This is a genomic window from Lysinibacillus fusiformis, from assembly GCF_002845985.1.
GTDB lineage: Bacteria > Bacillota > Bacilli > Bacillales_A > Planococcaceae > Lysinibacillus > Lysinibacillus fusiformis_D.
The window spans coordinates 529,236-551,620 of the sequence record NZ_PDFK01000003.1 but is presented as its reverse complement, the minus strand read 5'-3'; the positions used below and the strand labels follow the sequence as shown (position 1 = coordinate 551,620).

Annotated in this window: 21 protein-coding genes; 11 read left to right on the top strand and 10 right to left on the bottom strand. The window is 38.0% G+C overall.

Going from position 1 to position 22,385, the window contains the following annotated elements:
• Window positions 1-43 precede the first annotated feature (43 nt).
• The 4 genes from CRI88_RS13365 (at window position 44) to CRI88_RS13350 (ending at window position 4,829) form a co-directional block, all read left to right on the top strand.
• A complete protein-coding gene (locus tag CRI88_RS13365) occupies window positions 44-1,732 on the top strand; it encodes an AAA family ATPase (protein WP_089932690.1) in 1,689 nt (562 codons plus the stop codon).
• A 242-nt stretch (window positions 1,733-1,974) separates the two neighbouring features.
• Window positions 1,975-2,127 carry a hypothetical protein gene (locus CRI88_RS22945; RefSeq protein WP_230593738.1) on the top strand — a complete coding sequence of 51 codons (153 nt, stop codon included), beginning with the start codon at window positions 1,975-1,977 and terminating at the stop codon, window positions 2,125-2,127.
• Between the two features lie 128 nt (window positions 2,128-2,255).
• Window positions 2,256-3,092: a D-alanyl-D-alanine carboxypeptidase family protein gene (locus CRI88_RS13355; RefSeq protein WP_101966730.1), complete on the top strand. Its 837-nt coding sequence runs from the start codon at window positions 2,256-2,258 to the stop codon at window positions 3,090-3,092.
• Window positions 3,093-3,566: 474 nt separating this feature from the next.
• A complete protein-coding gene (locus CRI88_RS13350) occupies window positions 3,567-4,829 on the top strand; it encodes a polysaccharide deacetylase family protein (RefSeq protein ID WP_101966729.1) in 1,263 nt (420 codons plus the stop codon).
• Between the two features lie 51 nt (window positions 4,830-4,880).
• Here the strand turns inward: CRI88_RS13350 and gltS are convergent, their stop codons facing one another.
• Together gltS and hutG are read right to left on the bottom strand one after the other, a co-directional pair.
• Complete coding sequence (gltS, locus tag CRI88_RS13345) at window positions 4,881-6,065, bottom strand: sodium/glutamate symporter (protein ID WP_058843652.1); 1,185 nt, start codon at window positions 6,063-6,065, stop codon at window positions 4,881-4,883.
• Window positions 6,062-7,027, bottom strand: coding sequence for a formimidoylglutamase (hutG, locus tag CRI88_RS13340; protein ID WP_101966728.1), 966 nt, complete (start codon window positions 7,025-7,027; stop codon window positions 6,062-6,064). Before hutG ends, gltS begins: the two co-directional genes overlap by 4 nt.
• A 140-nt stretch (window positions 7,028-7,167) precedes the next feature.
• Between hutG and CRI88_RS13335 the strand changes: the two genes are divergently transcribed.
• From CRI88_RS13335 to CRI88_RS13310, 5 genes are all read left to right on the top strand, one after another.
• A complete protein-coding gene (locus CRI88_RS13335) occupies window positions 7,168-8,061 on the top strand; it encodes a LysR family transcriptional regulator (RefSeq protein WP_101966727.1) in 894 nt (297 codons plus the stop codon).
• A 673-nt stretch (window positions 8,062-8,734) separates the two neighbouring features.
• Window positions 8,735-9,970, top strand: a complete 1,236-nt coding sequence (locus CRI88_RS13325) for an acyl-CoA dehydrogenase family protein (RefSeq protein WP_036117120.1) — start codon at window positions 8,735-8,737, stop codon at window positions 9,968-9,970.
• A complete protein-coding gene (locus CRI88_RS13320) occupies window positions 9,967-10,743 on the top strand; it encodes an SDR family oxidoreductase (RefSeq protein WP_036117118.1) in 777 nt (258 codons plus the stop codon). Before CRI88_RS13325 ends, CRI88_RS13320 begins: the two co-directional genes overlap by 4 nt.
• Window positions 10,744-10,755: 12 nt before the next feature.
• Complete coding sequence (locus CRI88_RS13315; RefSeq protein ID WP_036117116.1) at window positions 10,756-11,799, top strand: phosphotransferase family protein; 1,044 nt, start codon at window positions 10,756-10,758, stop codon at window positions 11,797-11,799.
• A gap of 351 nt (window positions 11,800-12,150) precedes the next feature.
• Entirely contained in the window at window positions 12,151-12,369 is a 219-nt protein-coding gene (locus CRI88_RS13310; RefSeq protein ID WP_036117114.1) for a DUF3955 domain-containing protein, read from the top strand.
• A gap of 34 nt (window positions 12,370-12,403) precedes the next feature.
• Here CRI88_RS13310 and CRI88_RS13305 read toward each other — a convergent pair whose 3' ends face one another.
• Complete coding sequence (locus tag CRI88_RS13305; RefSeq protein ID WP_058843653.1) at window positions 12,404-12,889, bottom strand: tetratricopeptide repeat protein; 486 nt, start codon at window positions 12,887-12,889, stop codon at window positions 12,404-12,406.
• 239 nt (window positions 12,890-13,128) lie between these two features.
• Window positions 13,129-13,341 carry an SMI1/KNR4 family protein gene (locus tag CRI88_RS23225; protein ID WP_371327982.1) on the bottom strand — a complete coding sequence of 71 codons (213 nt, stop codon included), beginning with the start codon at window positions 13,339-13,341 and terminating at the stop codon, window positions 13,129-13,131.
• A 152-nt stretch (window positions 13,342-13,493) separates the two neighbouring features.
• On the opposite strand from CRI88_RS23225, the gene CRI88_RS13295 reads away from it, so the two are divergent.
• Window positions 13,494-14,339, top strand: a complete 846-nt coding sequence (locus CRI88_RS13295; RefSeq protein WP_036117103.1) for an alpha/beta fold hydrolase — start codon at window positions 13,494-13,496, stop codon at window positions 14,337-14,339.
• A 97-nt stretch (window positions 14,340-14,436) separates the two neighbouring features.
• On the opposite strand, the gene CRI88_RS13290 is transcribed toward CRI88_RS13295, so the two are convergent.
• The 4 genes from CRI88_RS13290 to CRI88_RS13275 form a co-directional block, all read right to left on the bottom strand.
• Entirely contained in the window at window positions 14,437-14,868 is a 432-nt protein-coding gene (locus CRI88_RS13290) for a hypothetical protein (protein WP_036117101.1), read from the bottom strand.
• Window positions 14,869-15,009: 141 nt separating this feature from the next.
• Window positions 15,010-15,591, bottom strand: coding sequence for a GNAT family N-acetyltransferase (locus CRI88_RS13285; RefSeq protein WP_036117099.1), 582 nt, complete (start codon window positions 15,589-15,591; stop codon window positions 15,010-15,012).
• Window positions 15,592-15,606: 15 nt separating this feature from the next.
• Window positions 15,607-16,473, bottom strand: a complete 867-nt coding sequence (locus tag CRI88_RS13280; protein ID WP_036117097.1) for an AraC family transcriptional regulator — start codon at window positions 16,471-16,473, stop codon at window positions 15,607-15,609.
• Window positions 16,474-16,779: 306 nt separating this feature from the next.
• On the bottom strand, window positions 16,780-18,024 hold the full coding sequence (locus CRI88_RS13275; protein ID WP_257982905.1) for a Ger(x)C family spore germination protein: 1,245 nt from the start codon (window positions 18,022-18,024) through the stop codon (window positions 16,780-16,782).
• Between the two features lie 732 nt (window positions 18,025-18,756).
• On the opposite strand from CRI88_RS13275, the gene CRI88_RS13265 reads away from it, so the two are divergent.
• On the top strand, window positions 18,757-18,969 hold the full coding sequence (locus CRI88_RS13265; RefSeq protein ID WP_089932695.1) for a hypothetical protein: 213 nt from the start codon (window positions 18,757-18,759) through the stop codon (window positions 18,967-18,969).
• Window positions 18,970-19,803: 834 nt separating this feature from the next.
• On the opposite strand, the gene CRI88_RS13260 is transcribed toward CRI88_RS13265, so the two are convergent.
• The gene (locus CRI88_RS13260; RefSeq protein ID WP_036117094.1) at window positions 19,804-20,967 is read right to left on the bottom strand and encodes a Ger(x)C family spore germination protein; all 1,164 of its coding nucleotides are present in this window, start codon (window positions 20,965-20,967) and stop codon (window positions 19,804-19,806) included.
• An 862-nt stretch (window positions 20,968-21,829) separates the two neighbouring features.
• A complete protein-coding gene (locus tag CRI88_RS13255; protein WP_101966725.1) occupies window positions 21,830-22,342 on the bottom strand; it encodes a hypothetical protein in 513 nt (170 codons plus the stop codon).
• Window positions 22,343-22,385 lie beyond the last annotated feature (43 nt).

The following is a 22,385-nucleotide window of genomic DNA, read 5'->3' as shown; positions in this document are numbered from 1 at the left end:
CTATAATTGAGCATATACTGAAATGATAAAGGAAGGCAATAAAATGACATATAATTATGCAGAAAAAGAACTATTTTATCCAGATAGAACTATTATGTATCGAGGCGGCGTCAAAAAAAATGATTTTGGCCATGATATCTATGATGGGAAAGGCATGCTTTTTGATCAAGATGGCGAGCTCTTATTCGAGGGGGAATTCGTCAATCATATGAAGCAAGGCAATGGCATCATGTATTTAAAAGGGCAACTTATTTATCAGGGAGAATTCATTCAAAATAAAAAACAGGGTCATGGCATTTTATATAAGGATGGTCAAAAGCATTATGAGGGTCATTTTCGCAATGATTTAATGGATGGCTATGGCATCTTATATTATGAAGAGGATGTGACGGCTCCTTATCAAGCATTGCGGGCACAATATCCTCATTTAAATCAGCCACAGTATGAGGGTGATTTTGTACATGGCATGAAAAAAGGAAAAGGCAAGCAGTATTATCCAAATGGGTTTTTACAATATGAGGGTGATTTTATTTGGCATCATATGCAAGGGGCTGGTAAGCTCTATTATCCGACAGAATCACCAACGGCTGAAGAGCTTGCCCGTGGTGTCACAACATGCCACTATGAGGGTCATTTCTTTGAAGATCTGAAACATGGCAAAGGGAAAGTTTTTTCTAGGCAGGGTATGCTGGAAGCGGAAGGACAGTTTAAAGAAGATAAGATGACAGGGCATGGAACGCTTTATTATGCCAATGGACAGGCTTCCTATAGAGGGGAATTGGTTCATGGCAAAAAACATGGACGAGGCGATTATTTTAATGAAGATGGCAAAATCATTTACAGTGGTGAATTTATCAATGATGAACGATTGCGCATTACACCTGAAATCGAACAGGAGATTACTAAACTACAAAAGCAATTGGACAGTCTTGTAGGATTGCCGAACGCAAAAAAAGAATTACATAATTTAATAAACTTCATTAAAATCCAAAGCCTGCGTGTCGATCATGGATTAACAAGCTTTCCAATTACGTATCATCTTGTTTTCTCAGGCAATCCAGGGACAGGTAAAACAACAGTGGCACGCATTATTGGCCAAATCTACAAGCATCTTGGCGTGTTATCAAGCGGACATTTTGTTGAAACAGATCGCGCAGGATTGGTCGCTGGATATGTAGGGCAAACAGCACTTAAGGTTCAGGAAGTTGTTAACAAAGCAAAGGGGGGGGTTCTCTTTATTGATGAAGCCTACTCATTAATTCATGATAAACAGGATGCATTTGGTAAGGAAGCGATTGACAGTTTATTAAAAGCAATGGAGGATCTACGTGATGACTTAGTAATTATCGTTGCTGGGTATACAGAGCTTATGGAGGAGTTTTTACAAGCTAATCCAGGCTTTAAATCTCGCTTTAATCATTTTGTCCAGTTCGATAATTTTAGCACCGATGAACTCTTTGCTATTTTTGCTATGCTTTGTCAAACGAATGATTATCAATTCGGAGAAGCATTTGCCCAACATATGAAAGTGCAGCTACGCCAAATGCCAATTGAAACAATTCCTAATTTCTCGAATGGTCGCTATATTCGAAACCTGTTTGAAAAATTGGTGACGATCCAATCAAACCGATTGATTCAACAGGCAACAATCTCGAAAGAAGAATTGATGACTTTTGAGGAGCAAGATATTTTACAGGGCCTATCAGAAAAGCTTTTTGATAACACTTTTTAAGATAAGGAGTAGACGAATGAAAAAATGGTTTGCCATTATTTTAGTGTGTGCTTGTATTTTACCACGGATAATAACGATTCATGTTACAGTAAATAATCATATAAATGTCCATAAAAACAATAAAAGTTAATGAGTTATGCTTGATATGGTAATATAATACAAAATATACGATATCGTTAACGAACACGGATGCCTTTAATTGGTATTTTCGTGCACCGGATGGAGAAAGTTATGAGACTGTTGTGCGCAGACTAACATCTTGGCTTGACGGGATTCAACAATTCCCAAAAGTGATTATTGTCTCGCATGGTCTGACTGGGCGAATTTTACAGGGTGTCTATGCAGGACTTAATAAAAAAAGGCACTCAAGATGTATTATTCAAGTCAACCAATAAAGAAATCTCAAGAATTTGTTCTAATATCGAAGATGATTAGTACATATAAAGATATTTGAGTTCATCACATTGTTCTCAAGGAATATTCAGAAATGCCACCTATTATAATGTGTAGGAGGCGTTTTTTTATGAAAAAATGGATGTTATGTTGTTGTATTTGTATCGTGGTTTTCTTATTTTATTATACAAACAAAATATATGAACGCGCTCAGCTAGAACTGCCATCATTACATAGTCATAATGCTTTATTGCTCAATGAACAAGGCGAAGTATTATACGAAAAAAATGCAGATGCTATTATTTATCCAGCTTCCTTAACCAAGATTATGACAGCCATCGTTGCCATAGAGATGACAGAGGATTTACAAAGACAAACAATTGTAGAACCTCAAATTATTGCCAACTATACGGCCCAAAATGCTTCGATGGCAGGCTTTCAAGCAGGAGACTTTGTAACAATGGAGGATTTATTATATGGCACACTCCTTGCCTCAGGTGCCGATGCAACAGGAACTCTTGCAGATGCTATCGCAGGCAGTGAGGACAAATTCGTCACTTTGATGAATAACAAGGCGCAGGAATTAGGCATGCATGATACATATTTTGTTAATACCAGTGGCCTACATGATGAGGCACATGTATCTAGCGTGCGGGATATCAGTAAGCTTCTACGCTATGCGTTAGAAAACCCTATCTTTTATCAAATATTTACCTCGAAAAGCTATACAACCCATGTGCCTAATGAATTAATTATCACAAACTCGTTGTTTACAAAAGTGCCTAGTGTAGATGGCCCCATACTAGGAGGGAAAACAGGATATACACCAGAAGCAGGGCTCTGTCTGGCGTCCATTATCGAAAAAGAAGGAAAATCATTTCTTTTCATTACAACCAATGCCCCGACCTATGTTTGGACGCCACCCCCTCATATCGAAGATGCTTTAACTGCCTATGATGCCCTGTAAGTGGAAAAAAGATGAAAACATCTCAACTTTTTCATCGTTTCCAACGTCTTATTTGAAAGGAAGACATTTCTTGTTTTGCGATGGTGCTAGATAATCCATTTTTGAGGGAAGTCTCTCCTGGATCAAGCAAAACGATTACTTTTTGTAGCCCTTTGCTTATTGATGCGGGGAAGATGCCCTCATGGTTGGGGAAGCTCTGGGGAATTCGCTCCAAAATAGGAGCGAGCCACTCAATCACTCCACAAAAAGGAGGGCTCAACATGTCATTATCATAATTTACGCATAGTTTTATAGAAAAAAGGGAAGGAGAAATGTAGTAAGGTTAATATTATACAGATGTGAAGGGTCTTGGAAGATGGAATCTAGTCGATTACTACTATTTTCTGGTCTGAATGGTTACTCTATAATGATAGTTAATTCTTAGCATTTTTTTAGCAAACGACATGGGAAGACATCTAAGGACGGTGAAGAACAATGACAAAATTTTTACCCTATGCAATCGTGTTGACATTGATGATGTGTTTATTTGCTGGGCAATTGTCAGCAAGTGCTGAAGGGCCAGTGGTAATTCAAAAAGTGATGAAGGATACGGTCATTTATGAAAAGCCTTCCAAAACTAGCAATGAGATGGGGGAATTGGCGAAGGGACACTTTGTCACAGTGACGCAAGCAAGCAAAGGGTGGACACATATTCAAACGCCAGAGCAGGCAGGCTTTGTGCCATCTGATGTTTTAGTCAAGTTGAAGTCTGTCGGCTATTTAGTCATTCAAAAGGGTGGTGCGACGCTATTTACTGCGCCAAGCCAAAATGCACAGCAGGCAGGATCGCTTTATGAAGGACGCATGATTTATGTGTATGGCACAGCACCTGGAGGCTGGTCTTTCGTCCAATATGGGCAGGATATAGGATATGTGGCAACAAATGCTTTAAAAAAACCTGTTCCAACGAAGAAACGAATCAACGCTGTGGCTGGTGCTGAATTACGTTTAACTGCTAGCCCACATGGAGAAGTTCTTGGTACACTTGCCAATAATACAGCTGTCCAGTATTACATAACGCTTGCAGGCTGGGCCTATGTAGAAGCGGGCGACCAAAAAGGGTATGTCAAAGCTTCTGAGCTAGCCAATATTCAGCTAACCGATAATAAAGTGTATAATAAAGGTGTGCCAGTAGTGAAGGGTGCTAAAAAACGTGTAGCTTTAACATTTGATGATGGGCCTAACGCCAAGGTAACACCGCAAATATTGGCGACTTTAAATAAATACGATGCGAAGGCTACATTCTTTATGGTAGGAAAAAATGTGTCAAGAAATGCTGCTATCGTCAAGCAAGTCTATGAGGCTGGGCATGAAATTGGCAACCATACCTTGAATCACAAAAAATTAACGGCTTTATCCATAGCGGAGGTTAAACAAGAAGTCAATGGCACAAGTAATGCGATTTATACAGCCATTGGCCAATACCCAACCGTTTTCCGTCCACCGTATGGGGCGACAAATGATCAAGTGCGCTCGTTCATGACGATCCCTTCGATTTTATGGTCGATTGATACACTAGATTGGAAACATCATAATGCGGATAAAATTTTAGCGTATGTGAAAGCCTCTGTAAAAGATGGCAGTATCATTTTAATGCATGATATTCATCAAACGACAGCGAATGGTTTAGAAAATGTCATTCTTTATTTACAGAAACAAGGCTATGAATTTGTTACAGTGAGTGAGATATTACAATAAATAATAGAAAAGCTGTGCAATTGTCTTCTAGAGACCACTGCACAGCTCCTTTTATTTAAATAAATTAATGGTTGTAATAATAATAGGAATCCCAAACACGTCGATTAAAAAGGCGCCGACAATTGGTACAACAAGAAAGGCTTTTTGAGAAGGTCCGAAGCGTTGCACAACAGCTGACATATTTGCCATGGCATTTGGCGTTGCCCCTAAACCATGTCCTGCAAAACCAGCTACCATCACAGCTGCATCGTAGTTTTTGCCGAGTAGCTTAAACAAAACGAAGATACTAAATACGACAATAAAGAATACTTGCACAAAAACGATGATGAATAATGGTAGCGCTAAATCAGCAATTTCCCATAATTTGATACTCATTAATGCCATTGAAAGGAACACGCCTAATGTTACATCCCCAATTAATGAAATGCTTTTCATATTAATTGCTTGAGGTTTAACTTTATCCATAATATTACGTACTAATACAGCCACAAACATTGCGCCTACATAGCCTGGTAGGACGAAGCCTGTTGCTTCTGAGAATAATGTCCCAACATATGTGCCGACAGCCATGCTGAACGTAATCAATAAGACTTGTGTAAAGAACGAGTCAGATGTAATTTGTTCGTGTTTATTTTCATATTCGACTGCTTCAGCTTCTTGTTCATCAGGTGTTAAATTGTATTTACCGACTAAATATTTGACAATCGGACCACCAATTAATCCACCAGCAACTAGACCACAAGTTGCGGCAGCAGCCCCAATCGTCATGGCTGAGGAAATGCCCAAATCTTCTAATGTTTGTCCAAATGCGGCAGCAGCCCCATGACCACCTTCCATGGAAACAGCACCAGCCATCATTCCGATTAAAGGATGAATCCCCATGAGGGAGGCAAGTGATACCCCAATGACATTTTGCATTAAAGCAAGGAAGCCACAGGCTAGCCAATAAATAACTAATAATTTTCCTCCGAGTCTCACTAACTTAAAGCTTGCCCCTAAGCCAATCGTTGTGAAGAACGTAATCATAAATAAGCTTTGCAAGGACGTATCGAGCGATATTTCTAGAACACCAGTTGTTTTTAAGATGGTAGCGAGAGCAGCGAACAATAAACCACCTACCACCGGAGCTGGAATACAAAATCGCTTTAAAAATCCAATTTTATTAATAAGAAAGCTTCCCAATGCAAAGAGTGCGACGGCTAAAAACACCGTTGTTATTTGATTAATTTCGATCATGAGCCTTGCCCCCTAAGTAAGTTGTTCAGTGCTTCATACACAAAATAAGCACCTAATTTAACCGTTCGTCCATTTTCATCTAATAACGGATTGACCTCACAAACATCAAATGAATGTGTATGAGGATGTGCAGTGACTTTTTGTAGGATCGTGCGTACCGTTGATGGGTCAAGCCCAAACGGTGAAGGTGCACTTACACCTGGAGCAAACGCTGCATTCAAGACATCCATACATAAGGTTAAAAGAACATAATCATGTTGATCCATATAGTGTTGTAGCTCATCCAATAATTGCTGTTGGTTGGCTACTGTCATGTGATCTTCAAACACATACTTTACCTGTAATTCATCCGCTTTTTCGAATAGTTCTCTTGTATTGCCATAGCGTTGAATACCGACAACAAAATAATCAGCATATGGATCCTGTTCTAAAATTTGACGGAACATAGTACCAGAAGAAGGCTGTTCATCGTATGGTCGTAAATCAAAATGAGCATCTATATTAATAATGCCGATTTTAGCATCCTTTGATAATGCTGAGCGAACACCTAAATAATGGCCATAAAGTGTTTCATGACCGCCGCCAAGCACAATACATGGACATTTTTTTTGCAATACTGTTCCGACAATTTCACCAAGCTCACGCTGCGCTTCCTCTAAATTATGATTAAGACAAACGATGTTGCCAACATCAATGATTTGTTGATCATCTTCAAATGTCCACGGTAAACTAGCTAGTCCTTCCCGTAGTGCGTTCGGTCCATTGGCTGCTCCTAGACGACCTTGATTTCGACGTACCCCTTCATCGCAAATAAAACCAACGAGTGCAGCCCTTTTCTTATCTGAAGCGCTTACATCATTAATCGCCAATCTTTTTACTTGTTGATGTAAACGAAAACTGCTTGTATTTGTCGTTGAATCTATACGGCCTTTCCATTGTTTTTGATCTGTCAGTGTGTACATAATCCTATTCACCCCATTGTTAAAATTATTGTAGAAAAAGTATTGTTGTAATTCATTATATATTCACATAATTATAATTACTAATATATAATTAATATTAACTTATAGCTTTTAACTATAAATGAAGGAGGATTATATAAGTGGATATTAAACAACTACACTATTTTATTGCTGTTTCAGAACAAAGAAATTTCTCGAAAGCCGCAGAAAGACTGCATATTTCGCAGCCTTCCTTAAGTAATGCTATCAAAAAATTAGAACAAGAGATTGGTTCCCCCTTATTGGAGAGAAATACTAGAAATCTGCAATTAACAGAAGCTGGAGAGCTACTTTTTGAACGGGCAAAAGTTATTGTGAAAAATATGGAAGTATTGAAAATTGAAATGGATGAAGTCATTGTTCATGGCACGAGGGACATCACCATTGGTGTTATGGAATCGATCAAGCATTGGTTGCCTAAAGTAATCGCTAACTATAAAAAGGATTATCCACAAATGAAGATTCATTTAGTCGATATTTTAGGCAGTAAACGTGTGAAGAAATCGTTAAAAAGCTATAAAACCCATTTAATCATAACGAATCAGTTAATGGATGATCCAGAGTTGGAAGTCCAAACCTTATATGAAGAGAGGTTGGTTGCAGTGTTACCCTTACACCATCCGTTAGCCAGGAAAGAGACTTTAACCATCTCGGATATTAGTGAAGAGCCATTTATTATTAGTACCGAGGGCTTTCAAACAAGACACGATATTTTAACGATGTTTGAAAAGGCTGGGAAAAACATCAACATACAATTTGAAATCGAACGTTTTGAAACGGCTGTCTCACTAGTGCGTGAACAGTTAGGGATAACGATATTACCTGAAAACTATTTGCAAGGACCAACAGCCAAAACCATTGTAAAAAAAGAGATTGAAGGTGCAAATTTAAGTCGCAATGTTTATTTAGTATCTTTAAAAAATCGTCATTTACCATTGGCTATCCGACAATTATTGAAAGATATTTTGCATTCTTTTGAAAATAAGATGCTATAACATGCAAGCAATCCTTAAGACATATTTTTTCTGTTTTATTAGAAAATTCATAATAGAACATTGCTTTACTAGAAAAATAGCGGTAACATTTAATGTAAGAATGAAAATGAATATTCATTCATTTTATGTTGTTGAAATAAGATTATGGCAATAGCAGAAAAAGACTTTTTGGCAAGGCGAAGGGTTGATTTCCGTTCCGCCAGCGTCCTTTCCAGCGTGCGTCCGATGAGCCGCTTCACTCACTGCATTCTCTCTAGGGTCTCACCTGTGACGTTAGTGACGCTAGCTCCACTAAAATCAACCATGTGGTAAAAGTGTCTTTTCCTTCTCTTTCATACGAGCCGTAGTGAACAAAATAGCCCTTTATTTTCAATGTGAAGAAGTGGTAAGTGACAACACATCTCCATAAAGGGTAGTGAATAACTTCACTTTAGTTGAAAACCTTGCTAAAAAGAAACATTTATATGAATTGGAGTGGAAGGGGGATAGTGAGACAGGCGAGCCTCTAAACGGAGCGGAAGCGGCTCGTCGCTCGCCGACAGGAAAGCAAGTAGCCTGCAACGGAAATCCATTTTCACCTTTCACAAAAATGCTATGGATGGTTTTGTTTTTCAACACGATGAAAATGAATTTTCATTCATTTTTAAAGTTCAAGCAAAGGGGGTATCTTCCAATGAATTTTTCTTATAGTGAAAAAGTTGTGAAGTTACAGGACAAGCTAACGAATTTTATGGAGCAATACATTTATCCAAATGAGGCTGTTTATGCAGCGCAGGTAGAGGCTATGGAGGATCGTTGGGGAGCGATTCCACCCATTATGGAGGAATTGAAACAGAAGGCACAACAGGCGGGATTGTGGAATTTATTTTTGCCAGATAGTGAATATGGGGCAGGATTAAGCAATTTAGAATACGCCCCTTTATGTGAAATTATGGGACGTTCACTACTGGCACCAGAAGTGTTTAATTGTAATGCACCAGATACTGGAAATATGGAAGTGCTTGTACGTTATGGCTCAGCACAACAAAAAAAGCAATGGCTTGAACCATTGTTACGAGGAGAAATACGGTCATGCTTTGCGATGACGGAGCCCGCTGTTGCATCTAGTGATGCTACCAATATAGAGGCGAGCATTGAGCGAGATGGCGATGAATACATTTTAAATGGCCATAAATGGTGGACGACAGGTGCTGGGGATCCTCGCTGTAAAGTGGCCATTTTTATGGGTAAACATAAGGATACAACTGCCCCTATCCATGAGCAACAGTCTATGATTCTCGTACCGATGGATACACCAGGGGTAAAAGTAGAGCGTATGCTGACTGCTTTTGGCTACGATCATGCACCAGAAGGACATGGTGAAGTTACCTTTACCAATGTACGTGTACCAGTGGACAATATTTTATGGGGAGAAGGAAAAGGGTTTGCCATTGCTCAAGGTCGACTAGGACCGGGAAGAATTCATCACTGTATGCGTCTCATCGGTGCTGCGGAGCGCGCATTGGAGGAAATGTGTGTGCGTGTTCAGGAGCGACAGGCGTTTCATCGACCGTTGGCAGATCAAGGAGTAATGCGTGAGCGTATTGCTGAATCTCGTATGGATATTGAGCAAGCAAGACTTTTAACATTGAAAGCGGCCTATATGATGGACACAGTAGGCAATAAAGAGGCTAAAGCTGAAATTGCTATGATTAAGGTAGTGGCACCAAATATGGCACTAAGGGTTATTGACCGAGCCATCCAAGCATTTGGTGCGGCTGGTGTTGGGCCAGATACGACGCTTGCTGCACAATGGGCAAACTCACGAACATTACGTTTAGCAGATGGTCCTGATGAAGTACATCGTAATACCATTGCTAAATTAGAATTGAAAAAGCATGCGAAAAAACAAGAGGAGCTGATGAAATGACGGTCCTAGAGTTATTTAGCTTAAAAGGTAAAACAGCGATAGTGACAGGTGGGGGACGGGGACTCGGAGCGCAAATTGCTCAAGGATTTGCAGAGGCTGGGGCCAATGTCGTCTTATGCTCAAGAAAAGTGGAAGCGTGTGAGGAGATTGCCATAGCACTTGAAAAGCTAGGTGTTCAAACATTAGCACTAGCCTGTGATGTCACAAAACCAGAGGATATTGCTAATGTGGTGGCTAAAACGATTACTACATTCGGTAAAATAGATATTTTAGTCAATAATAGTGGTGCTTCATGGGGGACACCTGCCATTGATATGCCCTACGAAGCCTGGCAAAAAGTATTTGATGTCAATGTCAACGGGACCTTTTTGATGAGCCAAGCAGTGGGCAAAATTATGCTGGAGCAGAAAAGCGGCAAAATTATTAATATTGCTTCCATCGCAGGACTTGGGGGCACACTTCCCGCCTTTATGGATACCATTGCCTATAATGCGAGTAAAGGGGCCGTTATAACCTTAACGAAGGATTTAGCTGTTAAATGGGGACCACACGGTGTCAATGTCAATGCGATAGCACCTGGATTTTTCCCAACGAAAATGTCCAATGTTTTAATTGAACGAGGACAGGACTATTTGATGGACGTTACACCGTTAAAACGTTTAGGCTCAGAAAATGATTTGAAAGGTGTGGCGTTATTTTTAGCAGCACCAGCTTCAGACTATGTAACAGGTGATGTCATTGTTGTAGATGGGGGCATGAGCTCTATCATTTAGGGAGGGAATAAAATGGATACGATGCAAGTAAGGGCAAGTGAGCGTTTAGATGTGGACAAATTACATGCCTTTTTGGCAAGCTATTTTCCTGAGCTACCACAGGGTGAACTTGAAATTTCGCAATTTAGTGCAGGGCATTCCAATTTAACGTATTGTTTAAAAATAGCTGATTTCGAAGTCGTTCTTCGTCGTCCACCGCTTGGACCAGTAGCCAAGAAAGCACATGATATGAAGCGTGAATTTACAATTTTATCAGCATTGCATCCGTTTTTAACAGCGGTTCCAAAGCCATATGTCTATGTAGAGGATCGAGATGTTATTGGTAGCGACTTCTTTTTAATGGAGCGCAAAAAAGGTATTGTTCTCGATACGCATTTTCCAAATGGGACAGAGCCAACAGAGGAGCTAGCCCGTCAGTTGTCCGAAATGATGGTAGACTCTTTAGTGGCGCTTCATGCCATTCCCTACCAAGACACAGCGTTAAAGGATATGGTGAAGCCTGATGGATTTATGGAACGACAAGTTCATGGCTGGATAGAGCGCTATGAAAAGGCCAAAACAGCAGAGCATGCGGAAGTAGCTATTTTGACAGAGTGGTTAAAAAATCATATTCCTTCCAATAATGAGGCAACCATTATTCATTATGACTATAAATTAAATAATGCGATGTTTTCTGAGGACTATGCCGAAATGATTGGCCTTTTTGATTGGGAAATGACGACGGTAGGGGACCCATTAGCCGATGTCGGTGTAGCAATGAGCTACTGGATGCATGCGGATGACCCGAAAATGTTGTTATATGCACTGGGAGAACCACCAGTAACCATTTTACCAGGCTTTTATACGCGACAACAGTTTATTGAACGATATGCGGAGAAAAGTAAGCGAGATGTTTCGACTATTCATTATTACTGTACATTTGCTTATTTCAAATTAGCCGTTATTTGTCAGCAAATTTATTATCGTTATGCTAAGGGGCAAACACAGGACGACCGCTTTGCTCAGTTGGATAAAATGGTCGCTGCACTCATACAACAGGCTTCTAAATCGATATAAATTCTAAAAAACGGTTACTTTTTACTAAGTAACTGTTTTTTTATTGCTCTCAATAACAGATTATCCGACATTATAAAATATAATTATTTATAGCTACTCGCACCAGCCCTTCTTAATAGCCAAAACAACACACGTAAAAAAAATTAAGAGAGATGGAATGTATGTTCTTATTTTATCACATATGCCTTCTTTTTGCGAAAAAAAGGATTTTATATAAAACAACAATATTTTATTGTTTATCGATAAATAATTGTTGACTTAGAATGTGTATAAAGCTATTATAACAATAGTGAATAGGTGTTTGATAATTGATCAAATACAAATTTAAACAAATAGATGGAGGAAGCAACAATGAAAAAATATTTACTAGCTACAATTCCAATGGTACTTGGGGTTTTATGTTTATTTATAAAGGGGATTATTGGTGATGAAATATTAGCGGATGGAACGATCGTGGAGAAGAATTTCTTTTTCATTCCATTAAGCTATCTATTTTTCTTTAGTGGCATACTGACATTCTTATTTATGGCCCTTTTTTCAAAAATAAAAAATATGAATGTCGCAAAATAATGCTAAAACAGGCCCTAAATAGGAGCCTGTTTTTTTACGACCATATTTGATCAAGTTTATCGCTGTAATAGTGAATAGCTTTTTTATAATCTTGAATGCCCTGATGATTGGTTGTGCGTAATAATGTCTGAAGTAATGTCTCCATCGATTTTACATGGTTGCCAAGATTGTAAAGTGTCATGGCATAGAAGACCTTGACATGCTCGGCTTCAGGGAATTCGTGAATGGCTTGTATAAAGATTTGTTCGGCTTGCTCATATTGCCCTAATGTCCGATAAGTGCTACCTAAACCAAGATAAGCATCTATTAAAACATCTGGTTCCAGTCCTAATTTAATCGCTTTTTCATAATGGGGGACTGCCTCCTTTTCTTTTCCTAAAGAATCAAAGGTCCAGGCACATTGAAATTGATAGTAAGCATTTTCAGGATGTTCCTTGACTAGTCCCACCATCAATTGATTTGCTTCCTCAAGCTGTCCGTTTTTTCTCAATGTGATAAGATGTGCTATTTGTTTATCCATATTATTAACCCTCTCGTTATATTTTATAATAAATTACCATTCGCGAAAATAATCTTCAATCAACAATTCGAATGAATCTACTAATAGCCTCATTTCTCCCGAATCATGATAACAAATGAAAACCTTACCTGATGAATCGATAAAAATGGGATTGCCCTCACCATCCATTGAAAAGACATAGCTAGTGTCTAGAATGTTTGGAGATAGAACATCTTTGTATTGGTGACGAAAATCCAGGGTTAGTTATAATCGACAACGGTTTCGTTTCCAATATTAGAGCCATTAGAAAAAGCATGAACTGCTATTCCAGCATAGGCACCCCCAAATATTTCAATGAATGTTACATAATCAGCATGAAATTGTACATGAGGTTGCTGCTGATCAGCTACAATTTCTTCTTGGCTAGCTGGAGTGCCTACTAAGGAATGCTGATCCTTTTGTTTATTATACATGATCTCGAATTGCTAGAAACCTGTAGGAATGGTATTGTTTATGTCATAGTAACATTCATGAGGTGATAGAATGCTAGAGCGTTCAATGGAAAAGACACGGGAACATCAAGAGGAAAGGAAGTGATTAAACAAAACAAGAAAAGAGGATTAAGATGATGACTTATCAAAAAATAATTTGTGATGGATTTGAATTAAATTATTGTATAAAAGGGCAAGGTCAGCCGATTTTGGTGGTGGGTAGCAGTGTTTATTATCCGCGTTTGTTCTCTGAAAACTTTTCCCAACATTTTCAGCTTATTTTTTTAGATCATCGAGGATTTGGCAAGCCAACTCGTGCATTTAAACAAGCTGATTATACATTGGATAAAATAGTGGAGGATATAGAGCATGCAAGACAAATCCTAAAGCTAGATGACTTAATTATTGCAGGGCATTCGGGGCATGCATTTATGGCGGTGGCGTATGCCAAAGCCTACCCTCAGCATGTTCAAAAAATGATCCTATTAAATACAGCAACAACGAATAGCCAAAAGAGACAGCAACAAAGTTTGTCTTATTTTGAGGCATATGCAAGTGCGAAGCGTAAACATCAATTTCAGCAGGATATTGCTTTATTGGAACAGGATCTAAAGAGAGAACCTGAACGACGTTTTGTTCATATGTGTATTCGGATGGGTGCACATAGCTTTTATGATTACACATTCAACGCTACCTCTACATGGGATGGCGTGTATCCAAATATGGAAATCATTGATTATCTTTGGGGTGTAGCTTTTGCTGAGCAGAACCTTTTACAGCAAATACATCACTTAAACATGCCGATTTTTGTCGGTCTAGGTAGGTATGATTATTTAGTTGCGCCTGTATCATTATGGGATGCAATGGAGTGTACTCCTCATGTAAAGAAAGTTATTTTTGAAAAAAGTGGTCATAATCCTATGCTGGAAGAACCTGAATATTTTGATGAACAATTAATTGCATGGATAAACGAAGGATAGTTATTTTTGGCTGGTGATGCTTTTATAGCAAATAACCAGCCTTTTTCCTTTCTTTAACCATAAAAAAGGCTACTCCCAAAAGGGAAGAGCCAAAGTATTAGCTTGCAGAACAAGCTTTGCGTATCGCATCAATTTGTCGACAGTCAATCATCACAGGAACGGCTTGATCATCTATTTGAAGGAAATACCCACAGCAACTTTGCGAATCAAGATAGATAAAGTAAATACTTAAAAATTGACAGCCGTTCGAGAGGTATACATCGACTAAAGTTCCAAGTTTAAAATATTCTAAATGATGGCAAATACAACTGTCACACTGCTTTTTGGCTTGCTCCTTCTTCTTATATGTTTTTTCATATTGGGGGCTATTATAGTATTTGATTGTATATGACTCTTCCTCATCCACATGATGATCGATGTCAGAATAGTAACCTGAGCAAAAATTCTTTGAGGCACAATAGCATTTAGCAAACTTATGATAATTATTAAACTCCCAATTCATTCGTGTTAAAGATCTGTTTTCATCCATTCCTTAAACGCTCCTTTATGGTTTGAATGTCTTGCTAGCACGAGGCACCTATTTCTAATCTATGTCAAAGAGCATTTGGGAGATGGTAAAATGTCCAATTGTTTGTAGAATAAAAGAAAAGACTAGACTCACAAGTAGAGTCTAGCTTTGCAGATCATGTTTGCAATCGCCTTGCAATAAACTATATATTTCTAAATCGACAACTCCTTTACCAGACCATAATGAAGCTTGTCTCAATAGACCCTCTTTTAAAAAGCCATTTTTTAGCAGGACTTTTTTCGAAGGCTCATTTAACGGCATGACCTCAGCTTGAATTCGATTAACATTTACATCCTCTAATAAAAATTTCACAATGATTTCGACTGCCTCTGTAGCGATGCCTTTGCCCCAAGATGTCTCAGCTAAATAGTAACCAATTGTTACCATATCTACTTTTTGATTAAAGTCCATTGCTTCGATAATACCTACTAGTTTTTCACTTTGTGATTTTTCGAAAATACCCCATTTAATTCTGCTTTTCTTCGAATAATCTCGTTCAAAATGAGCAATCATTTTTTGAACAGTTTGTAAGTTGTGTTTTGGGATGATTCCGCAGTACTCAAATACTTTGTCATTATCATAAATGGCAAATAATTCTTGTAAATGGGATTCTTCTATTTTTTTTAATTCCAAAGTTGTTGAATGTAAGATTGGGAATTGTTTAAATACTTTTTCAATAATCATTGATGTTGCTCCTTTTTATTCTTTAATGGGAATGTATATTGTCATCTTCATATCATGTGGATAGATAGATTGCATGACATCGGTTATTTCAAAATCAGGGCCTGCATCTCGCTCATAATTAGAGTTTGGTAGCCATACTCCGTAAATGTAACGTCTTGTATTTTGAATTCCTTCCGCAGTGCTATTCAATGTGAATTCCGCATATTTACCAGCAGGAATTTCAAGGTGAACGAAGCCTTTCTCTAATTGCTCCTCAAAGCAATGAACTTCCTCTCCTACAATAAAGGAAAATTGACCATCCTCTTGAAAACCTGTAGAAATGCCATATGCCATATTAGGGGCTACCTTATGTGAGATTCGCTCATAATACTGCTGTTGGCCAAAATCTAAATAAAAGCTTGGGATGTCTGCATAATACTGATCGTTTTGTAAGGACGTTTTGTATTCATAGCCAGTGATACATTTTTTAGGTAATTGAAGTATTTCTGGTCGCTGCATAGGGAGTTCTCCTTCCAGTTTATAATCCAAAAAGTTCATTTTGGTTAGAAGTGGTATGGAGTTGGCTTCTTTTCGGTACTTAGCAGGTGTGACGCCAAAATATTGAACGAATGCTCGTGTAAACGCCTCTTGAGAACCATATTGAAAGTTGATCGCAATTTCCAGTATGTTCTTGGGAGTAGTTACTAATAGAGAGGCCGCTTCAGAAAGCCTTCTGTTGCGAATATACTGCTGTACCGAAAATCCTGTAATAGCTTGAAAAAGTCGTTGGAAATGAAATGCAGAAAAGTAAGATTGGGAAGAAATAGCTGTGATCGTTAACTTTTCCTGTAGATTGTCCTCAATAAACTCTATGGCGTTTTGTATTCTTTCAAAATAATCCATACCATCATCCTTTCTCGACTTAATAGTACTGTTTCAGCGAAAGTATTTTTTGATAATTTGTGCTAATTTGTACATTAAATGGTCATCAACATGAAATCAATAGAAATATTGAATTAAACGTTCAATTCAAATTTACAAGATAATGATAGTTAGCTCTATGTTCCCATTTTTCTTTGGCATAATATGTTCAGCGAATTACACGTATCTTAAAACAACCTAATCAAGAAACGTCACTCATTACATTTGAAGCGGCTGTTAATGGAAATGACCAGCACTCTGAAAAAGAGTCTGGTCATTTTTGGTTGCTTAATTTAGTTTTAATTTTGTAGCAGTCCCGATTCCTTTTGTATGAACATCGACCTTAATACGAACGATTAGCTCGGGATAAAGGGTTGGCCAGTCTTTTTTTATTCGATTCCATGCATGGTAGTCCTCTCGGTGTAGCACTTCACTAAATTTTAAAATGTCGGCTTGATAGGTTTGTTGGATCGTATGAAGCGTGCGTTCTAAGCTCTCTTTAATTTGTCTACTCGTCTCTTTATTTAATGCATCGATAGTTTCAGGTTTCGTTAAATCCAGATGACAACCTACCTCAGCTATGTTTTGGTCAATATCAAGTTGAATCGTAATGGAAGGGCTGTCATTTTGAAAATGGCCCGTCACTTTTGTTGAAGAATTGATAATTTCTGTCGATATTTTTCCTTGCTCAGGGCAGGCAATATTTTCAAACGTGCTTTTTATATGATTGTTTAAAAAATTATAATCTCTGCTTTCTTGTTCGGTTAAAAAGCCAATTAGCTTATAATTTTTAAAAACGGCCATTCCACCATATTGTAATTGTACAGGGCTCTCAATTTTTTCTATATTGCTAATAGATTTTCCAATATCCGCATCTCCGAGTATTTGAATAGAAGGTAATACGGCACTATGATCAATACCACCTAAAGATTGGACTAAATCATCTAAAATTACAGATTCTGTCGTTCCCCATGCAGCTTCTGAAACCTTTAAGGATTTAAACATTTTACTGGCAGGAACATCCTCTAGCGGTGTTAAAACACTTAAAATTTCTTGTGCAGTCGATTCTTGGGTAACGATAATGTTAAATTCGCTCCGACCCTCAGCATCTCTTTGAAATAAATCCAAAATGCTATTCATTCCTTCTTTAGCCATTTCCTCTCCAATAATAATGATCTGAGCATGTGCATAATAAGGCTTCCTTGGCGTTAGCGTTGTTAATTTTCGAATGGCATCAAATAAGGATTTTCCCTTTGCGTGATAGGTGAAAACAGGAACTTGAAAGCTGGTTGCTTTGTTCGAGGCTACTTGACTAGGGTTAACGATTTGAACGGAGATTTCAACAAGCTCGTCTGATTTATCGACCCCAACAGCCGTAACAATGGCTAATTCGTTTAACTCTCGTTTATTCCAACAGCCACCTAGCAAGAGAATCACGCTAAGCAGTAGGATGAAAAATAGTGTGTGTTTGATGATGGGCACCTCCTCTAGGAAAAGGGCTAAGTCATTTCCGATACTATTAAGGATAAGCAAAAGCCATGCAAAATAATCGATATCGACGAGATTCTTTTTGGAGGAAAGTAAAGTATGGAAAGGGAACCTGTATGTATAAAAGCGAGGAAATGGAGGAAATGGCAATGAAGGAAATAGTAATAGGTGTAGAAGCTATTTTTATCTCGAACCCAAATTATCGGCAAAATGGTATGAGGACATATTGCTTTTAAGCTTCTATATAGGACGGGGCAGCTGTCATGATAATCGCTAAACAATGTCCAACCGTCACTTGCTTAGTAAAAGCAAAGGAACATCAGCCATGATGTTTTCCAGAGAAATATTTTGGGTTGGTAATTTTAATTACATGTCGCGCAATATTGAAGAGACCTATCAATTTTTAGTGGATCATGATGTGAAAGTCAATGCTCTAGGAGGGGAGGGAAAAACAAAAGATGGAAATCCTTTAGGGGTTTATCAATCATAAGCGGGTCACTGCATGAACAGTGACCCTAGTAACAAGTCTTGGAGGTGTAAGGCTAATTAGCTTTACACTACTATAGTATACTGATTCTCTATATTGAAGTAGTTAATTGCCTGGGAAATAGAGAGAAAATTGAGAATTATGAAAAATGCTGTTCAACCCCAAAAAAAGGAAGTAGCAGTGTACCATAGGCTTTCTATAAATTATGTGATGGAACAACTGGAAATGGTGAGTTTCATGACACCTTTTATAGTAACCATTCACCAGACAAGCTAGGCATTCAATACAGTGTGAAAAATAAAGGCACACAACAATTTAGTTGGAAAATGATTGACTCAGATGGCAAGCTATGGGCTCAAGGGACATTAGCAGCTGGAAAAGCACATACGGCAATACTGGAAAAAGGAAGCTATACTATGCCAGAAGGAATGTATTCTATGTCCATTATTACGATAGATGGTGCGGAGGGCATGTTTGATTTTGTTGTAAAATTGGTGGAATAAAAACTTTTTAAAATAGATGTAACTTTTTTAAAACATCACTCGTCTAACTCATTAGTAGAATACAAAAACTAAAGCAAACTAGTAACATTCACTTTTCACAAAGGGACCAGGAGCACATTTTTCGTGTTTTCCTGGTCTTTTTGTGTAGCATTATCGATTTTTAACGAAAAAATGAAACCTTTATGGAATTTAGACGTATTCTTAATTGAATCAAAAGCTAAGCAAAATTAGTAAGATTCACTTTCACTAAAAAGGCTAGGACCCACATGAGGATGTAGGGATCTAGTCCTTTTTGTATATTTGTATAGTGATCAAGGAGATTTTCATAGTGTTGAAAAACAAAACAAGCAATAGAATTTTAGTAAAATAGCATCTTTTTCAACAACATGAGAGGACCAGCGCTCATGGAGAGTGACTGGTCCTTTTGTTTACTTGCTCTGCAAAGTATTTTATAGAATGAACACTATAAAATTTGAAAGGGCAATTTATTTTCTCGAAAAACCATTAAATTCCCTTAAAAGTTTATTGGAAAATATTTTAACTTGTTCAGTGCTCCAACTTATCGTAGTATTATAACGAATCAAAACTAAGCAAATTAGTAAGATTCACTTTCACAATAAAACCAGATGCTCCTCAAAGATGAGCACCTGGTTTTTTGTTTTAGGGTCAACTATTCATATTAGCTGAGATTTTTAATTTGTAGTAAGCATACAGACAACAAATCAATCCGTCAGAAAATATGATGCCTCCGATCATTCTAAAACAGGCTATACAGCTTTCCATCATATATATTGTCTGCTGGCAGCTATGTTTTGATTGACAAGTATAGGGGTCTTATTCTTCAATGGTTTCTTCATACGTTTTACGACCCGGGTTTATTTTTGTTACTTGGATCGTTATGTCCCCAATGGAATCCTTTGTTAAAGGGATTTTTCCATCTTTCTCTAACTTTTTCCACGTCTTGACGTTGGAGCGATAGAGATACTCTGAAAAACGATAAATATCAACGTCCAACTTTAAACCTTCCTCATAGGTTGTCAATATTTGTTTTTTTACTTCTTTTATAATATTGGCTCTCACCTCATCAGAGTTTATTTTTCCCTTAAATCCATTCAAGGTAGCACGCAAATGAATCGTAATATCAAATGTCACTTGGTTATTCTTAATGACAGGCTTCACTTTGACATCTAATTTATCTAAATCAGCGGTTAGATAATCTCTTTCGCCACCTTCTAATTTAAAGGTGACCTCTCCGCGACTAGTTTCATTATGCATCCATTGATTGCCTTTTGCTGCAGAATTCTTAATAAAGCCTTTAAAGCCATCCTTTGAGAGAATTCCTACACCTGAGAACGTTGTTTCTTCAACTTCTTCATCCATCGTTTCCCAATCTTTCATGATGGACACGTAGGGGATACTGACCTCATGGCTCGGTTCATTTAAACCAATAATTAAATTTCTTAAGTTTTGAGGCTCAATAAAGGATTCTTGTTGCGTTGTATTGACAGGATTACTTAATTTTGAAGAAGTCAGAGAATTTCTTAAAATCGGTGTGATAAGCATGACATCTTTAATAGGGTCCGTTGTACTGTAGACCCAAATATGATAACGAGTCTCTCGAAAACGAATGAACGTATCAATCACAGGGATACTTCGTTCATTTTCCATGGCTCGTTCTGTAAAGAGCAAATACCTCATATGCCCCCAAAAAATCTCCTGGTCAGAGGAACGATACAATTTATAAATTGCTTCTTCCACGGTTTTACCTTCAGCAAAGCCTACTTCAGCAGGTGCAACATTGCCACTAGGCTGATCGGATTTCGCTACATCAGCAAAATTAATAATTTGTAGATAAACCTTGTACTGATTATCCTCATAATCTACCCCAACGGCATTGACATAATACATTCTTTGAGGCTCCGTCACATCCCAACAACCGGTCATAAAAAAGGCAGACGTTAAAATGAATAGGAGAAATACGATATGTTTTTTTGTCATCATGTCCCTACTTTTATATTTGGTTAGTTATCAAATAGTTTTGACAAAAATATAAGGATTTATAAGTATGAATGTTGAATAGAGAATAGGCTATGACGGATGTGAATATTCGCGGAGAGAAGTGAAATACTCGCGGAGAGGAGTGAAATACTCGCGAAGAGGAGTGAAATACTCGCGGAGAGGAGTGAAATACTCGCGAAGAGGGGTGAAATACTCGCGAAGAGGAGTGAAATACTCGCGGAGAGGGGTGAAATACTCGCGAAGAGGGGTGAAATACTCGCGAAGAGGGGTGAAATACTCGCGAAGAGGGGTGAAATACTCGCGAAGAGGAGTGAAATACTCGCGAAGAGGGGTGAAATACTCGCGAAGAGGAGTGGATTCTCACGAACGGAGTAAATAACTTATAGCGCGGTACAATATAAGAGAATGTGTTAATGTAAGTCGCATTAACACACATCGTTTACTTATTTATTCTCTACTAATATGATTAAAAACATGGGTCTCCATTAGTTTATCCTACATTGCAAGAATATATTAGTATGTCCTCTGGTTCTTCCATGAAACTGATTATTAATACTGTCTGAAGTAAGCAGTGGAATGCATGGACAGTGTAAGATGATATTTTCGGTAACTTCACGACACATTATCACAGAGGAACATTCGTTTTTCCTGAACCTTTTGCAGCATTTTTCAGAAAGATCCTCAGCTAGTACAAATTTTTTATACACTACAAACCCAGTAAAATAGCTCCCATCTCTAAAAAGGTAGATATGAGAGCTAAATTCCTATGGTATCGCAGCAGTTGTAACCCAGTTAAGTTATGGCTATTTGAAAAATTCAAGAGATATTATGAACGCTCCAACTAACTCAATTGAATAATGGACAAGGAACGATTCGCGTAGTTAGCGATTGGATTGGCCGATGAGGCACTTACTCCTACTAGATCGCCTGCGGATAATGAAGCTTGAACAACATAGGTAGAACTGCTTCTATTTAACACATTAAAAATAGCGAGACCATCTAGAAAAATGGGTTGTCCGTTGACGGTAATACTAACTGTAAAATAGGATTGTAATGGATCAGGTTCTACTGTCGTTTGAGCATTTATCGATATCGCAATTTGATAGACGCCATTGCTTTGCACTACTAATTCATTTCCAGATGGACTTACTGTTACATTAGATAAAGGGCCCACTTGCTGAAATGGAATAGGTGCCGCAATAGGGGATATAATTTCTAAGGTGTCACCTCTTATGGATCCATAACTTAAGACACCAATATTGGGTGTGGGAACAGGACCAGGAATAGCAATAATTTTGGGGAAAGAGTTTGTTTCTTTTTGACAACAGCCCATATTTATATGTTTATAAGACATTAACTACCCTCCTTTTTATTTACTAAAGGTAGTATATTCGACA

Bases quoted from the DNA above. Each gene is read 5' to 3' on its own strand.
- CRI88_RS13365 (WP_089932690.1), top strand. From the start codon at position 44: ATGACATATAATTATGCAGAAAAAGAACTATTTTATCCAGATAGAACT.
- CRI88_RS13355 (WP_101966730.1), top strand. From the start codon at position 2,256: ATGAAAAAATGGATGTTATGTTGTTGTATTTGTATCGTGGTTTTCTTA.
- CRI88_RS13350 (WP_101966729.1), top strand. From the start codon at position 3,567: ATGACAAAATTTTTACCCTATGCAATCGTGTTGACATTGATGATGTGT.
- gltS (WP_058843652.1), bottom strand. From the start codon at position 6,065: ATGATCGAAATTAATCAAATAACAACGGTGTTTTTAGCCGTCGCACTC.
- hutG (WP_101966728.1), bottom strand. From the start codon at position 7,027: ATGTACACACTGACAGATCAAAAACAATGGAAAGGCCGTATAGATTCA.
- CRI88_RS13325 (WP_036117120.1), top strand. From the start codon at position 8,735: ATGAATTTTTCTTATAGTGAAAAAGTTGTGAAGTTACAGGACAAGCTA.
- CRI88_RS13320 (WP_036117118.1), top strand. From the start codon at position 9,967: ATGACGGTCCTAGAGTTATTTAGCTTAAAAGGTAAAACAGCGATAGTG.
- CRI88_RS13315 (WP_036117116.1), top strand. From the start codon at position 10,756: ATGGATACGATGCAAGTAAGGGCAAGTGAGCGTTTAGATGTGGACAAA.
- CRI88_RS13310 (WP_036117114.1), top strand. From the start codon at position 12,151: ATGAAAAAATATTTACTAGCTACAATTCCAATGGTACTTGGGGTTTTA.
- CRI88_RS13305 (WP_058843653.1), bottom strand. From the start codon at position 12,889: ATGGATAAACAAATAGCACATCTTATCACATTGAGAAAAAACGGACAG.
- CRI88_RS23225 (WP_371327982.1), bottom strand. From the start codon at position 13,341: ATGTATAATAAACAAAAGGATCAGCATTCCTTAGTAGGCACTCCAGCT.
- CRI88_RS13295 (WP_036117103.1), top strand. From the start codon at position 13,494: ATGATGACTTATCAAAAAATAATTTGTGATGGATTTGAATTAAATTAT.
- CRI88_RS13290 (WP_036117101.1), bottom strand. From the start codon at position 14,868: ATGGATGAAAACAGATCTTTAACACGAATGAATTGGGAGTTTAATAAT.
- CRI88_RS13285 (WP_036117099.1), bottom strand. From the start codon at position 15,591: ATGATTATTGAAAAAGTATTTAAACAATTCCCAATCTTACATTCAACA.
- CRI88_RS13280 (WP_036117097.1), bottom strand. From the start codon at position 16,473: ATGGATTATTTTGAAAGAATACAAAACGCCATAGAGTTTATTGAGGAC.
- CRI88_RS13260 (WP_036117094.1), bottom strand. From the start codon at position 20,967: ATGACAAAAAAACATATCGTATTTCTCCTATTCATTTTAACGTCTGCC.
- CRI88_RS13255 (WP_101966725.1), bottom strand. From the start codon at position 22,342: ATGTCTTATAAACATATAAATATGGGCTGTTGTCAAAAAGAAACAAAC.